Annotated in this window: 15 protein-coding genes and 1 riboswitch; of the genes, 12 read left to right on the top strand and 3 right to left on the bottom strand. The window is 37.7% G+C overall.

Annotated features, from left to right (window positions below):
* Positions 1-19 precede the first annotated feature (19 nt).
* The 5 genes from NQZ71_RS16120 to NQZ71_RS16100 all read left to right on the top strand — a co-directional run bounded on the left by NQZ71_RS16120 (position 20) and on the right by NQZ71_RS16100 (position 3,631).
* On the top strand, positions 20-460 hold the full coding sequence (locus NQZ71_RS16120) for a MarR family winged helix-turn-helix transcriptional regulator (RefSeq protein WP_375545196.1): 441 nt from the start codon (positions 20-22) through the stop codon (positions 458-460).
* Positions 461-577: 117 nt separating this feature from the next.
* Entirely contained in the window at positions 578-1,039 is a 462-nt protein-coding gene (locus tag NQZ71_RS16115) for a hypothetical protein (RefSeq protein WP_260053682.1), read from the top strand.
* A gap of 160 nt (positions 1,040-1,199) precedes the next feature.
* The gene (locus tag NQZ71_RS16110) at positions 1,200-2,228 is read left to right on the top strand and encodes an NADH:flavin oxidoreductase/NADH oxidase (RefSeq protein WP_317010980.1); all 1,029 of its coding nucleotides are present in this window, start codon (positions 1,200-1,202) and stop codon (positions 2,226-2,228) included.
* 283 nt (positions 2,229-2,511) lie between these two features.
* The gene (locus NQZ71_RS16105; RefSeq protein ID WP_317010979.1) at positions 2,512-3,396 is read left to right on the top strand and encodes an NAD-dependent epimerase/dehydratase family protein; all 885 of its coding nucleotides are present in this window, start codon (positions 2,512-2,514) and stop codon (positions 3,394-3,396) included.
* A 100-nt stretch (positions 3,397-3,496) separates the two neighbouring features.
* A complete protein-coding gene (locus tag NQZ71_RS16100) occupies positions 3,497-3,631 on the top strand; it encodes a hypothetical protein (RefSeq protein ID WP_275004704.1) in 135 nt (44 codons plus the stop codon).
* A 138-nt stretch (positions 3,632-3,769) separates the two neighbouring features.
* Here the strand turns inward: NQZ71_RS16100 and NQZ71_RS16095 are convergent, their stop codons facing one another.
* Positions 3,770-5,128, bottom strand: a complete 1,359-nt coding sequence (locus NQZ71_RS16095; RefSeq protein WP_317010978.1) for an amino acid permease — start codon at positions 5,126-5,128, stop codon at positions 3,770-3,772.
* 247 nt (positions 5,129-5,375) lie between these two features.
* On the opposite strand from NQZ71_RS16095, the gene NQZ71_RS16090 reads away from it, so the two are divergent.
* The 4 genes from NQZ71_RS16090 (at position 5,376) to NQZ71_RS16075 (ending at position 10,154) form a co-directional block, all read left to right on the top strand.
* Positions 5,376-5,669 (top strand): Dabb family protein, encoded by a 294-nt coding sequence (locus NQZ71_RS16090; RefSeq protein WP_144452243.1) that lies wholly within the window; start codon positions 5,376-5,378, stop codon positions 5,667-5,669.
* A gap of 501 nt (positions 5,670-6,170) precedes the next feature.
* Positions 6,171-6,602 carry a helical membrane plugin domain-containing protein gene (locus tag NQZ71_RS16085; protein WP_127735207.1) on the top strand — a complete coding sequence of 144 codons (432 nt, stop codon included), beginning with the start codon at positions 6,171-6,173 and terminating at the stop codon, positions 6,600-6,602.
* 39 nt (positions 6,603-6,641) lie between these two features.
* Positions 6,642-7,826 (top strand): NAD(P)/FAD-dependent oxidoreductase, encoded by a 1,185-nt coding sequence (locus tag NQZ71_RS16080; RefSeq protein WP_144452244.1) that lies wholly within the window; start codon positions 6,642-6,644, stop codon positions 7,824-7,826.
* Positions 7,827-8,055: 229 nt separating this feature from the next.
* Positions 8,056-8,209, top strand: a riboswitch (cyclic di-AMP (ydaO/yuaA leader).
* 118 nt (positions 8,210-8,327) lie between these two features.
* A complete protein-coding gene (locus NQZ71_RS16075) occupies positions 8,328-10,154 on the top strand; it encodes an APC family permease (protein WP_144452245.1) in 1,827 nt (608 codons plus the stop codon).
* A gap of 73 nt (positions 10,155-10,227) precedes the next feature.
* Here the strand turns inward: NQZ71_RS16075 and NQZ71_RS16070 are convergent, their stop codons facing one another.
* Positions 10,228-11,001: an acetoin reductase gene (locus NQZ71_RS16070; RefSeq protein WP_455710049.1), complete on the bottom strand. Its 774-nt coding sequence runs from the start codon at positions 10,999-11,001 to the stop codon at positions 10,228-10,230.
* A 184-nt stretch (positions 11,002-11,185) separates the two neighbouring features.
* Between NQZ71_RS16070 and NQZ71_RS16065 the strand changes: the two genes are divergently transcribed.
* Positions 11,186-11,671: a nitroreductase family protein gene (locus NQZ71_RS16065; RefSeq protein WP_317010977.1), complete on the top strand. Its 486-nt coding sequence runs from the start codon at positions 11,186-11,188 to the stop codon at positions 11,669-11,671.
* A gap of 56 nt (positions 11,672-11,727) precedes the next feature.
* Here NQZ71_RS16065 and NQZ71_RS16060 read toward each other — a convergent pair whose 3' ends face one another.
* Positions 11,728-12,054, bottom strand: a complete 327-nt coding sequence (locus tag NQZ71_RS16060) for a helix-turn-helix domain-containing protein (protein ID WP_144452248.1) — start codon at positions 12,052-12,054, stop codon at positions 11,728-11,730.
* A 179-nt stretch (positions 12,055-12,233) separates the two neighbouring features.
* On the opposite strand from NQZ71_RS16060, the gene NQZ71_RS16055 reads away from it, so the two are divergent.
* Together NQZ71_RS16055 and NQZ71_RS16050 are read left to right on the top strand one after the other, a co-directional pair.
* Positions 12,234-13,232 carry an asparaginase gene (locus NQZ71_RS16055; RefSeq protein ID WP_127735190.1) on the top strand — a complete coding sequence of 333 codons (999 nt, stop codon included), beginning with the start codon at positions 12,234-12,236 and terminating at the stop codon, positions 13,230-13,232.
* A complete protein-coding gene (locus NQZ71_RS16050; protein ID WP_317010976.1) occupies positions 13,202-14,089 on the top strand; it encodes a YitT family protein in 888 nt (295 codons plus the stop codon). The genes NQZ71_RS16055 and NQZ71_RS16050 overlap by 31 nt, the downstream gene beginning before the upstream one ends.
* Positions 14,090-14,386: the final 297 nt, after the last annotated feature.

Raw genomic sequence — 14,386 nt, 5'->3', positions numbered from 1 at the left:
AGATATAGGTGGAGATATGATGAATGAAAAACCGGCAGATCCGTATATCGAGAGCTGGCTGTCTTTATCGGGCTTGCAGGCGAGGATTGCCAATGAGTTAGAGCATGTTCTGCAGAATCGACATCAGCTTTCGTTAAGAGAGTTTTATGTGCTACTATTTTTGTCTAAAGCGCCTGAGAAAAAGCTGCGGCTTCAGCAGCTGCAGGAAATGGTGGGCTTGAGTCAGAGTGCATTATCAAGACTTGTGACAAGGCTTGAGGCTAAGAACTGTGGTGTATTGAAAAGGCATATTTGCACAGATGACCGAAGAGGTATTTATACCTCGTTGACAGAATATGGGGAAGAGAAGCTAAAGCTATCAAACGAAACCTTTTCGACGACGCTAGCAGACCTTCTGGAACAGAAAGAAACAAATAATGACCTTCACACCATTTTACAAATGATGTTTGGAAAAGAATAAGAGCTGACGAACTTTAAGTCAGCTTTTATTCTTTTTTTATTTCCAAAATTATGTAACTTTTTCAAGGGGAACTTCGCCATATAGTTGATGGTAATGACATGAATGGGGGTTTTTAGGGTGATGTTAAAGCATAGTAGATTACTGCTTCTTTCTTTGTTTTTATTGCTGACCGGCTGTTCCAATCTACTCGTTGGAGATAAACCACCACCATTCTATATAGTTATAGATGGAATCGAGTATGAAACAAAGCTGGGAAGCTATTGCTGGACAGATAATGGAAATGGGATTTGCTCAGATGTATCGGGAGTGCTGGACCTCCTTGAGAATGAACCACCAATTAGTGTCAAACCTAATGAGACTATCCAATTCAAACTGGAGTTAAAGCCCTCCGTAGTAAGTTTAGCTCAAGTTGAACAGAATAATAAGGAAATAGAAGTTCCTATTATAAATAATGAAATAAAGGCACCTGCAGACAAAGGTATTTATTATTATGCTTACAGTTGTTGGTGGATGGACAAAAAGGAAAAAGATACTTCACTTGGTGATGCTTATTATGCCTTTGCCATTGAAGTGGAATAGTAGGGAAGGCTTGATGGTACATTAACTCGGTATTGTGTCCGTAATTTGTCAGAATAACCTATTTCCTATTTATTAAGTTGAATTATTTGACCATACATTGTAGGAATGATAATTTATATGCATGAGCATGCATTTCAAAAAAGAAAGAAGGAATTTTACAATGGACCATTTATTTTCACCATATTCTCACAAGAGCCTCGAGTTAAAGAACAGGGTTGTTATGCCCCCAATGTGTCAATATTCTGTTACGAAAAAGGATGGGATTGCGACAGATTGGCATTATGTTCATTATGTAAGCCGTGCTATCGGTGGTGCCAGCTTAATTATCATTGAAATGACAGATGTAGAACCAGATGGCAGAATAACAGATAATGATTTAGGCTTGTGGTCAGATGAGCAAATTGCGCCACTTGCACGTATTGTAGATGCATGTCATCAGCACGGAGCAAAAGTTGGTATTCAAATCGCCCATGCAGGCCGCAAAGCAGAAGACGCGGAAGTTCCAGTTGCTCCATCGGCTATTCCATTTGATGAAAACTCTAAAACACCAAGAGCTTTATCAACAGAGGAAGTTAGCGCGATGGTAGAAAAATTCAGGGCAGCAGTTGAACGAGCTGTTAAGGCAGGCGTAGATACGATTGAGCTTCACGGTGCTCATGGATACTTAATTCATCAATTCCAATCAAAGCTGACAAATAAACGAGAAGACGAATATGGTCAGGATCGTACGAAATTTGGCGTTGAAGTCATTAATGCAGCAAAAAGCGTAATGCCTGAAGACATGCCGCTAATTTTGCGTATTTCTGCAAAGGAATATGTAGAGGGCGGATACGAAGTAGAAGAAAGCATTGAGTTCTCTAAAGCATATGTAGATGCAGGTGTGGATATTTTCCATATTAGCGCAGGAGGAGAAGGGCCAATTGCAGCTGCAGGAAGACCTGGTACACATAACGCATACCAAGTACCGTTTGCGAGAGCGTATAAACAAGCATTTAATATTCCAGTCATCGCAGTCGGCAGACTGGATGATTCAGCACTTGCCAATTCTGTTATCGGCAACGAAGACGCAGATCTTGTTGCAGTTGGAAGAGGCATGCTAAGAAACCCATACTGGGCATTAGAAGCAGCAGCACAACTGAAAAAAGAAACAACAGTTCCACAACAATACGTAACAGGATTTCCTAAGTAATGTAGAAACTCGGACTATTTTATCGTTTGTCGATTAATAGTTCGAGTTTTTTTGTTTTCGGCTTCATTACAATAATAGAAATTCTAGCGGACGCAGCGCAATGAAACGAAGTTATTTAAAATCAATATTCTTTTTGTTTCCAGCTCCACTGTTATTATTCGTGTTTAGATAGTGTTATTTTGTTTTGTCTCAGCATTTTTTATCGTAAGAAAAGGATACACCAAACATATAGAGAATTTATATAACAGCAATACATACATGAAATAAAGGGGAGGAAAAGCTATTGAAAAACGCACTTGTTATTGGTGGTACGAGGTTTTTTGGAGTACATCTTGTGGAGTCATTATTAGAACGTGGCATTGACGTAACAGTAGCAACAAGAGGGAAAATGGCCGATTCCTTTGGCGACAGAGTTAAGCGAATTGCCTTTGACCGCTCAGATTTAGCTAACTTTAAAGAAGCGTTCCAAGACACAAAATGGGATGCCATCTATGATCAAATTTGTTATTCTGCTCAAGATGCCTTGGATGCGATTGAGGTATTCAACGACAAAACGGACAATTATATCTTAACATCCACCTTGTCTGTATATGATTCATCATCCGAGCTTTTGAAAGAAGAAGATTTTAATCCATATATATATCCAATTGAGGTAAAACCAACGAAGGATGTTACATATAAAGAAGGAAAAAGACAGGCAGAAGCTGTATTCTTTCAAAAGGTAGCTTTTAAAACAGCAGCAGTAAGAATACCGATTGTGGTAGGGGTTAATGACTATACGCAAAGGCTTAAGTTTCATACAGACAAAGTCACAAGCGGACAAGAAATATATTTTCCAAATCCTGATGCAGCCATGGGGTTTATTGACGAAAAAGAAGCAGGACAGTTTATTGCTTGGGCGGGTGTTGAAGGAATAGAAGGACCCGTTAATGCATGTGCTGACGGCATCATTGCATTATCAGAACTGCTGGAGCTTATTGAAAAAAGTGCAGGGAAATCAGCACAATTGGCAATAGAGCAGAACGATGAAAATGCATCGCCTTATGGCATTGAGTCGTTTTGGGCAATGAGCAATGACAAAGCAAAAAACTTAGGGTTTCACTTTTCCAATCTCCATGAATGGATGCCAAGCCTAATTGAATATTTAGTGAAAAATCCATCAAAATAGTATTAAAGCTGCTAGTCATTTTATGCGAATGACTAGTTTTTTGCGCGAAGGAAACTTTTTTAACTTGATGCATATTAATAATAGAAAGGGAGTGGTTTATGTGAATCGAGGCAGACGAGTTGACAAGAAAATAATTGCGTATTCTTATATTTGCAAAACACTCGGAATTATTAATGAGGCGGAAGAAAAACAAATTAAGGCAGGACTGCAAAATAAGAAACGTAAGTCAGGGTAAGAGGAAAATTAGATTTTACATGATAATAAGCCAAGCCATTATGCGTATTTTTCCCATAATAGCTTGGCTTCTTTTTATTAGGTCTATTCATCCACATAAGTTACGTCACGTCATAACATTTCTAGATAAAACATTATGCTAAGCACTTTCTGGTTCGGATTTTTTTTGCCTTAAGTGCATAATAAATGTAGCGATTCCAATAAGAGCGACACAAGCAAGGCTGACAAAAAAGCCTATTCTGATTCCCTTTTCCATCACTGTCCCGCTGACAGCAGCAACGATAAGGGCAATACCGATAATTGCTTTTGTTTTATCCCAGCCAGACGGCTTCAGTACTTTAAATGAGGAGAAAAGGATAAATGCCCAGTTGTACAACAGCAGAATTCCTGCCGCTGTCGTAATATACTCGAATATTTTTCCTGGCAAAAGCAATGCTGCCAAAACAGAAGCAAACAGGCCAACCGCTCCCAATATTAATGACGGTAGTGGAAGCTTATGGAATTTCTCTAGCTTCTTTTCAAAAATAGCAGGTGCGTCTTTACTCTTTGCTAATGTGACAAGCAAGTTAGTCACCCCAAATAAGGATGCAGTCATTGTTGAAAATCCTGCAATAATGATAGCTCCATTAAATACATGGGGAAAAAAGCTGAGTGGATATCCAGCAAGTGCTGTTACAAAAGGGCTCTCTTTTTCATTAAATTTATCTAATGGAACAAGTAAAACAGCTATAGCTAAAGAAAGACAATAAATAATCAGCAAAATGATAAGCATATTCGTGCCTGCTTTTGGTGCATCTTTTTTATCTTTTAGTTGCATTGCCATTAAGCCGATAACTTCGATTCCTCCATATGCGTAAAATGCATAAATGAGGGAAGTCCAAAATCCTTGAAACCCTTTCGGGAAAAATGCATCAAAGGACTTAGGAGTTTGCATGGGGTGATCACCACCATGTATCCAGCCCAATAATGCTGCTGCTCCTAAAATGATAAACATGATTATCGCTGCGGTTTTAATGACAGCTAAATAATTTTCAACCTTATCAAAACCGTCCGTTCCTAAAAAGACAACAAAGATGGATAAGACAGCATAAATACAAGCAAAGACCCAAAGTGGTACGTTTGGAAACCAAAACTGGGAAAGGAGAGAAAGTGCAGTAAGCTGACTGCCCATAATGAGAATATTGGAACCCCAATAATTCCAACCACAGCTAAAGCCGGCCCATGAACCAAAGGCTTTATTGGCATAGTAGCAAAAGGAACCTTCCTGTGGGTCCTCTGCTGTCATTTTGGCCAATAAATTAAAAACAATATATGTACCGATTGCAGCTATCAAGAAAGATAGTACAATGGCTGGCCCTGTTTCAATGACCCCGAGGCTGGAACCTACAAAGTATCCGGTGCCGATAGTACAGCCAACACCGACTAGTGATAATTCCCACCACTTCATTTTACCTTGTTTTTTTGAACTCTTCTGATTGTTGTTATCTTGGCTGCTCATAGTAACTCCTTCTTTTATAAAATGAATTCGTTTTTTTGTTTAAAAATAGTATGCGTAAGTTTTATGTAAATATTTAAAGTGCAGGCTTCCATTAAAATACAGATGCCGGTATGTTATTCCTACCAAGGACTTAGGAAAAATAAGTCCTTTTACATAACTTTAAAGAAAATTCCAGAAAAATTTGCTGGTTTAATAAAATTCAGCTAAAATGAGAACGATAAATAGTAAGTCAGAAAGAGGTTCGTGCATGATAGATCATATCGTCCTTGTCAAATTTAGTGAAACTACAACAGAGGAACAACTGCAGGAAGTAATCAAAAGATTTCGCGCTTTAAGAAATAAAATAATGGGAGTTGTTGACCTGCAGGCGGGGTTGAACTTTGCCCAAAGCAATACAGACTATCAGGTTGTCTTGAAGGTCCGTTTTGAAGACAGAGAGGCACTTTCATTATATGGTCCAAATCCTGAACATCAAGCCGTTGCATCATATATTCGTGAAGTCGGCAGAGTGGACAGTATAGTAGTGGATATTGAAATATAAAAACCCGACAGGTCGTAATGACCTGTTTTTTTTCATGTAAATGCCTTGAATAATTTAATATCAAATTTCAATTGATTGGATGCATAGTGTTTTGATTACAAGCTAACAATAGTATTAATGCACAAATAATTTGTAAATATGTTTGATTTTTTATGGGGGCATTATACAAAACGATAAACTAATTAGATTTTTTCCATTCATTTCAATAATAAAAATAGTCAAACTTACTGTGACAAATATCACTCTGGATAAAAAAATCTTTAAAATTTTGTGCTGTTCACATTTATTTTTAATAAAAAAGTGGTATTATATTAAAGGAGTTAATGAAGGGTTGTTGTTTATTTACTAGTTTTGTATAACTACATACCTTATTATCAATGTATCCAAAAAAAATGCACTAATTATTAGTCTACAAACTATTGTGCAAAAATGCACAATAGTTTTTGGAAGTATTATTCCAAAAATCATTAGGAAAATGCCAATAGCAAAGGAGAATCAGTTATGTCAGAAACAACTACACAAACAAGTGCTGAACTGACAGCTACATCTACTAATAGCCAAGACTTATTGGATCAGCTTTTAAAGCCTGAGGTACAAGAGTCATTGACTACTTTAATCGAACAGCTGCCAAAATTAACAGAAGTCGTTAATACATTGACAAGCTCATATGATCTTGTTCAAGGTCTATCAAAAGATGAGGTTTTCATGAGTGATATGGTCAATGCAACAACTGAAATGCTTGAACCAGTCGTTCATTCAGCAAAAGGCATGGCTTCAGCTGTAATCGAAGCGAAGGATCGTGCAGAGCAAAGCAATGAAACAATCGGTGTATTCGGTTTGCTTAAATTACTAAAAGATCCTCAAGCTCAAAAAATGCTGCGTTTTACACAAAGCTATCTTCAAATCTTGAACGAGCGTGACCAACAAAAATAAGTTCAACAATTGAATAGAACGAAGGACGGAGGATATACCATGTCAAAAAACATAGTTATTTTAGGTGCAGGATACGGCGGGCTTTTAGCTGCTCAAAATGTTCGTAAATATTACACTAAATCACAAGCTAATGTGACGGTTATTAACAAATATCCAACACATCAAATTATTACAGAATTACATCGCCTTGCAGCAGGAAACGTTCATGAAAAAGCTGTAGCAATGCCTCTAGATAAACTTCTTAAAGGTCTTGATGTAGACATTAAGATTGCTACAGTTGAAACTTTCAATGTAGACAACAAAGAAGTTATCCTTGGTGATGGATCTAAGTTGAGCTACGATGCACTTGTTGTTGCATTGGGTAGCGTAACAGCTTACTTCGGAATTCCAGGATTAGAAGAAAACAGCATGGTTCTTAAATCAGCTGAAGATGCAAACAACATCTACAAACATGTTGAAGCTCGCATTAGTGAATATGCTAAAACGAAAAAACCGGAAGATGCTACAATCCTTATCGGCGGCGGCGGTCTAACTGGTGTTGAACTAGTTGGTGAACTAGCTGACATTCTTCCTGCAATGACAAAGAAATACGGCGTAGACTACAAAGAAATCAACTTATCTTTAGTTGAAGCAGGACCAAAAATTCTTCCTGTTCTTCCAGATGATTTGATTGCTAGAGCAACTAAAAGCTTGGAAGCTCGCGGCGTTAAGTTCTTGACTGGACTTGCTGTAACAAATGTAGCAGGCAATGTAATTGACTTGAAAGATGGTCAAAAAATTGTTGCTAATACATTTGTATGGACAGGTGGAGTTCAAGGTAACCCACTAGTTGGCGTTTCTGGTTTAGAAGTAAACCGCGGACGTGCAACAGTGAATGACTTCCTACAATCCACTTCACATCCTGAAGTATTTGTTGCTGGAGACAGCGCAGTATACTTCCCAGCTGATGGAGATGGACGTCCAGCACCTCCAACTGCTCAAATCGCATGGCAAATGGGTGAGTTAATCGGGTACAACCTTTTTGCATACCTTGAAGGTAAAGCATTAGAAGGATTCAGCCCAATCAACTCTGGTACACTTGCAAGCCTTGGTCGTAAAGACGGTGTTGCAATTGTTGGCGGAAGCTCAACTCCGCTTAAAGGCATGCCTGCATCTATGATGAAAGAAGCATCTAACATCCGCTATCTTTCACATATTAAAGGCTTGTTCAGCTTAGCATACTAATAATTTTCCTAAAGGAAGGAATGCTGTTTTTAGCATTCCTTCCTTTTTTATTTTTTGTTTTTTAGAAAACATGAAATAACGAGAAAAACCGCAAAAAACAAAGAGCTGATTAGATGAGGACGAGTAATTTGCCTTGCATGCGTTCATTTGCGCTTTTTTGTTCCTTTATGGTCTTTTTCCTTCATTTACTTTTTATCTGAATGGGAGTAATATCTTCAAGTAAATAATATTTCGTAAATCGCTTAATCCATTTTTGTGGAGCGGGGGACCCAATTTTTTTGTGCTATTTCATAGGCACTTGGGGTGAATCCTATTGCAGGAGGGGCAACTCTCAGATGTCCCAACCCGACAGCTAACTCCGTAAGCGTTTAGAGAGAGGAATAATCTGATGTTCGATTTTTTTACAATCGACCACGGGGTATCCTCGTGGTTTTTTTGTGTGCAAAAATTGGATAATCATCTAACAAGGAAAGACATTTTAGCGGAAAGCTGGAGGATAACATGAGCGGTTCAATTTTAAAACGAATTTTAATTGGGAAGCCACTAAAAACAAGTGCACTTGGGGATCAAAAGTTAAATAAGCTTAAAGCATTGGCGATTCTTTCTTCTGATGCACTTTCATCTGTTGCATACGGAACAGAACAAATTTTGCTCGTATTAGCAGGTATCGGAATTCTTGCATACTGGTATTCTATTCCGATTGCAATTGGCGTACTTGTGCTTCTTGTTGCACTAATCCTGTCATATAGACAAATCATTTATGCTTATCCGCGTGGCGGCGGGGCATATATTGTTTCGAAGAAAAACCTAGGAGAAAATGCTGGTTTGATTGCAGGGGGCTCTTTGCTTGTCGATTATATTTTGACTGTAGCAGTAAGTGTTTCAGCAGGAACAGATGCTATAACATCGGCTTTTCCTGTCTTGCATGAACATAATGTAATCATTGCCTGTTTGTTTGTTGTCTTAATTACCATATTGAATTTAAGAGGTGTTACTGAATCTGCTTCTATACTTGCATATCCTGTTTACCTATTTGTTATAGCATTGGCAGTGCTTATAGGCACTGGGCTGTGGAAGATTGCAACAGGAGATGTTGGAAGCGTTGAGCATACACCGATTGGCACTGCTGTCCCTGGACTTAGCATCTTTCTGTTATTAAAGGCATTTTCATCTGGGTGCTCTGCGCTAACAGGTGTTGAGGCTATCTCTAATGCTGTTCCGAACTTTAAAGAGCCATCAGCAAAAAATGCTGTCAGAACATTAACGATGATGGGAATTATACTGGGTGTGCTGTTTACAGGGATTACCTTATTGGCTTATTGGTATGGAATATCTCCTAAAGCAGATGAAACAGTCGTATCCCAAATTGCGTCAGAAGTATTCGGGCGCTCAGGAGTATATTATTTTATCCAAGTAACAACAGCACTTATTTTAATATTAGCTGCAAACACTGGATTTGCTGCGTTTCCGCTGTTGGCTGTTAACCTTGCTGTTGATAAGTATATGCCAAGAATATTCACCATTCGCGGTGATCGATTGGGCTACTCAAATGGTATCGTCACACTCGGTGCAGCATCAATCCTGTTAATCTTCCTGTTTAAGGGAAATACGGAAATGTTGATTCCGTTATATGCAGTTGGTGTATTCATTCCATTTACCTTATCGCAAAGCGGAATGATTAAAAAATGGTTTACAGAAAGACCGAAAAACTGGAAATGGAAAATGAGCATAAATCTTGCCGGTGCGATTATCACATTGACTGTGCTGCTTATCCTATTTACAACTAAGTTTTCGCAAGTTTGGTCTGTGTTAATCTTCCTGCCGATTATTGTATTTATCTTCCATCGTATTAAAGGACATTACGAGGATGTTGCTAAACAGCTGCGTATGGATGAAAATCATAAGGCGGAAAAACCAGAAGGCAATATCGTTATTCTGCCTGTGGCAGGTATCACAAAGGTTGTTGATAATTCCTTAGCCTATGCTGAAAGTATCGGGCAAACGATTATTGCCGTTTACGTTGCATTTGACAGAGAAAGTGAAAAGCGGATGGAGGAAAAATGGCAAGCATATCGTCCAGATATCCGTCTCGTGACTATTCATTCACAGTATCGCAGTTTAGTAAGACCGCTAAGAAGATTCATAGATGTGATTGAAGAGAAAGGAGCGGAAAACCATAACAGTGTAACAGTCATTATTCCTCAATTCATTACGAAAAAAAGCTGGCATAATATCCTGCATAATCAATCAAGCCTGCTTCTGAAAGCGCATCTGCTTTATAGAAGAAACGTAATTGTTACAACAGTACCTTTCCGTTTTGAAAAGTAATAGCCAGTTAGAATGATTAATATCATGTTAGACTTAAGAAGAGGGCGTCCATAATGGAAGCCCTCTTTTTTATTTATCCGTAAAGGATACCGCCGTCAATAAGGACCGATTGCCCTGTCATATAATCGGAATCCTTTGAGGCAAGAAAGGACACGAAATTAGCTACATCCTCTGGTTCTTGGGTGCGTCCTAATGCAATGCTTTTAGAGAATTGTTCAAATGCCTGTCCTTTTTCCAGATTCATATATTCGACCATACCAGCGTCAATTCTGTCCCACATACTTGTGCCAACAATACCTGGACAATAGGAATTGACGGTAATTTTGGCTGAAGCAAGCTCCTCAGCAGCAGCCTGTGTCCATGCTTTAACAGCAAACTTTGTTGCAGAATAAGCACCTAACAAGGAATAGGCTCTATGTCCAGCAATACTGCAGGCATTGATGATTTTTCCGCCTGTTCCTTGTTTTTTCATTTGTGCAGCAGCAGCTTGGATACCGTATAATGTACCAAATACATTCACTTCAAAGATTTTTTGTACATCTTCTTCTGAAATATTTAAGATGGAATCAACTTGATCGATTCCTGCATTATTAATGAAAACATCAAGCTGTCCATACTGCTGAACAGTTTGTTCGACTAGACTTTCTATCTCTTTTTTTGAGCTGACATTTGCCTGTACTGCCATGCTTTCAATGCCTTTTTCCATTAATTCAATGCTGGTTCTGTTCGCACTTTCTTCATTAACGTCACTAATAACAATGGTAAATCCATCTTTGCCAAGCCTTTCTGCGATGGCTTTCCCGATACCCTGTCCAGAACCAGTTATGACTGCAACTTTTTTATCCATATTCATTCTCCTTTTCTATCATTAATTACAATTCTAATTCCCTTAATAAGAGAATTTAAAACGAATGGAATGAATTTTTCGATAAATTGTTGGTTTATAGATTTCCTGGGAAATTTGTCGATAGGAAAAAAATGCTGTTTTCATGTATAATAAAAGAGAAAAAAGTGAAAAGGGGATAGATAGAATGAGCTTGGAAACAATAATTAAAGGTAGAAGAACAATCAAAAAGTTTAAAACAACGGCTGTAAGTACAGATACAATTAAAGAACTTCTCCAAGTATCCGCATTTGCTCCGAACCATAAGATGACAGAGCCTTGGGAAATTCTGTTTATTGGGGAAGAAACAAGAGCGAAGTTTAATCATAAAATTAATTTCGGTGATGCACCAATCTTATTTGCTGTCCTTTCTCACAAAGGAAGAAACACCTTAGAAAGGGAAGAAAACGCAGCTGCTGTTTCTTGTTTCATCCAAAATTTCCTTCTACTATCATGTGAAAAAGGATTAGGAACATTTTGGAGTTCTGTAGGCGCTTCTGAGAATGGAAGAAACATTCTAGGTGTAACAGATGACTATGATGTAGTTGGTGTGATTGCAGTTGGGTATCCTGATGAAACAAAGGATGCAAAGGAAAGGCAATCAATTGAATTAAAAGTAAAGCATTTAAATTAATATACTAAGTATGAAAAGAACTTGATTTTATAAATCAGGTTTTTTTTATGCATATTCTAGCCAAGCTCCCGCCTAACTCTAGTAAATGCTATGAGGTTTGCTGTCTCTTCCTCTGTCAGTGGCTTGCCATCAACAGTCAGAACAATACTATCCATTTTAGAAATGGTAGCCAGCTCTAATACAGTAGTCTGATTTTTACGAGCAAGAATTACATCAATAGAGACATCAAATAAATCAGCTATTTGGATGAGCGCTCTTAAAGAAGGTTCACGATATCCTGATTCATAACCAGCGTATGTGCTTTTGGCTATTCCTAAAAGCTCCGCTGTTTCAGCTTGAGACCAATTTTTGTTTTTTCTAAGCTCGCTTAATATTTGCAGCAACGAATGTTCCCCCTTTTACTCTATATTTGGAAGTATAGCATGTCTAAATTCTTTTTAAAAGAAAAAATACGCGATTAGAATACAAATATTGCTTTATTGCTAATGGTGGTACTATAATACAAATAAAAGAATACGCGTAACGCATACGTGAAAAGGATTCGTAACTAGGAGGAGCTATCATGAAAAAAATATTGCTGCTAGCTACAGGCGGTACCATTGCTTCTATAGAGGGAAATGAAGGTTTAGTTCCTGGAATGACTGCAGAGGAGTTATTAGTGCATTTTGAAGGAGATTCTCAATCAGTTGATGTAACATGTGAAATCCTCATGAACAGAGACAGTACAAATATGCAGCCTGAGCATTGGAAAGTGATTGCAGAAGCAATCAGCGAAAATTATGACTTATATGACGGATTTGTTATCACACATGGCACAGATACAATGGGGTATACTTCTGCTGCTTTATCATACATGCTTCAAGGATTAGAAAAGCCTGTTGTTATAACAGGATCTCAAGTTCCGATTAGCTTTAAGCAAACTGACGCAAAGAAAAATGTTGCAGACAGCATTCATTTTGCTACAGAAGATATAGGCGGAGTTTTCGTTGTGTTTGATGGCAGGGTTATCATCGGTACACGTGCAGTGAAGATGAGGACCAAAAGCTATGATGCATTTGAAAGTATCAACCACCCGTATGTCGCATCTATCCAAAATAAAAAAATTGAGTATTACTGGAAACCAAAAAAATCCTCAGAGCCTTTCAAAAAGGATACTAGCTTGTGTTCTGATGTGTTTCTGCTGAAATTGCATCCTGGTACAAAGCCTGAGATCTTTGACTATTTAAAGAATAATTATAAAGGCATTGTAATTGAGAGCTTCGGGAATGGGGGCTTGCCATTTGAAGATAGAAACCTGCTCCCGAAATTAGCGGAAATGGTAGAAGCAGGTGTTGCTGTCGTTATCTCTACACAGTGTTTGGAAGAGGGGCAAGACTTGTATTTATATGAAGTAGGAAGAAAAGTTGCCCAATATAATGTTATCTTATCGGCAGATATGAACACAGAAGCAATCATAGCAAAGTTGATGTGGGTATTAGGTAAGGCGGATAACGTGGAAGCAGCAAAACAATGGATGGAGAAGCCAATCGCATGGGATCTTTCAGTGGACTGGGAAAAATAAAAATAATCAGCTTTGAAAAGACGTTAAGCTATCTTTGGCTTCATATCGGAGTATTGCTGATGGCCGTTAATATTCATTACTTTATGGCGCCAAACCAATTTGCTTCTGGAGGACTTGGGGGACTGAGCGTTGTTTTGCAATCCTATTTTCCTACTATTCCGTTAGGTGGGCTAATGGGCTTGCTTAATATATTGTTTTTCCTCTTAGGTTTTGCCTTTTTAGGGTTTCAGTTTGGTCTTAAAACAATTTATGCAAGCTTTTTACTGACGTTTTTTGTATGGATGCTTGGGAGGGTTAATCCTGTTTATGTTCCGTTAAGTCATGACCTCTTTATACAGCTAGTAGTTGGTACATTAATCGCAGGATTAGGACTCGTTCTTGTTTTAAAGCAAAATGCTTCTACTGGTGGTATGGACTTGATTGCAATGATCATTAATAAGTATTTTGCGATTGAAATAGGGAAGGCAGTATTGATGGCAGATTGTCTCATATCTCTTGCTGCAATATTTGCTTTCGGTATGGAAAAGGGCTTGTATGCATGCTTTGGTGTTTTTCTAAGAGGGGTCGTCGTGGATTACTTCCGTGATCAACTGCAAATGACAAAAGAGGTTGTCATAATAAGTGAAAAATGCGAGCACATTAAGCATTACATTATTGAACAACTCCATAAAAGTGCAACACTGCATTCTGCGATAGGCGCATTTTCTAATGACGAAAAAGAAGTTATAACGATTGTATTAAAAAGACAAGATTATATAAAATTAAAAAAGTTTATCTATAAAATTGATAAAAATGCATTCATAACCGTACATAATATGAATGAAGTGGTGGGCAATAATTTTAATAATGTAGTTTAAACCAGGTAAAACAGGGTATGTATTTATGCCCTGTTTTTTTGTGTTTTTTAATATTTAAAGGATTATTCTCTGTGTATTATAGTCAAATAATAGTTTAGGTTATCTTGATGAAAGGTTTATACTCTTGATTGTCTAGTATAAAAAGCATTAATATATTATTATAAAACGTGACTATAGTATTATATACGAATAGTTGTATAACGAATAATATAGGTACTATACAGTGAGAAAATGAGAACTAATTACATACTAAAATATATAATAGGTATATAGAATCATATTTTGATATGATTTTAG

It is taken from the genome of Niallia taxi (assembly GCF_032818155.1).
Lineage (GTDB): Bacteria > Bacillota > Bacilli > Bacillales > Cytobacillaceae > Niallia > Niallia taxi_A.
This window is presented reverse-complemented; position numbering and strand designations above follow the sequence as displayed.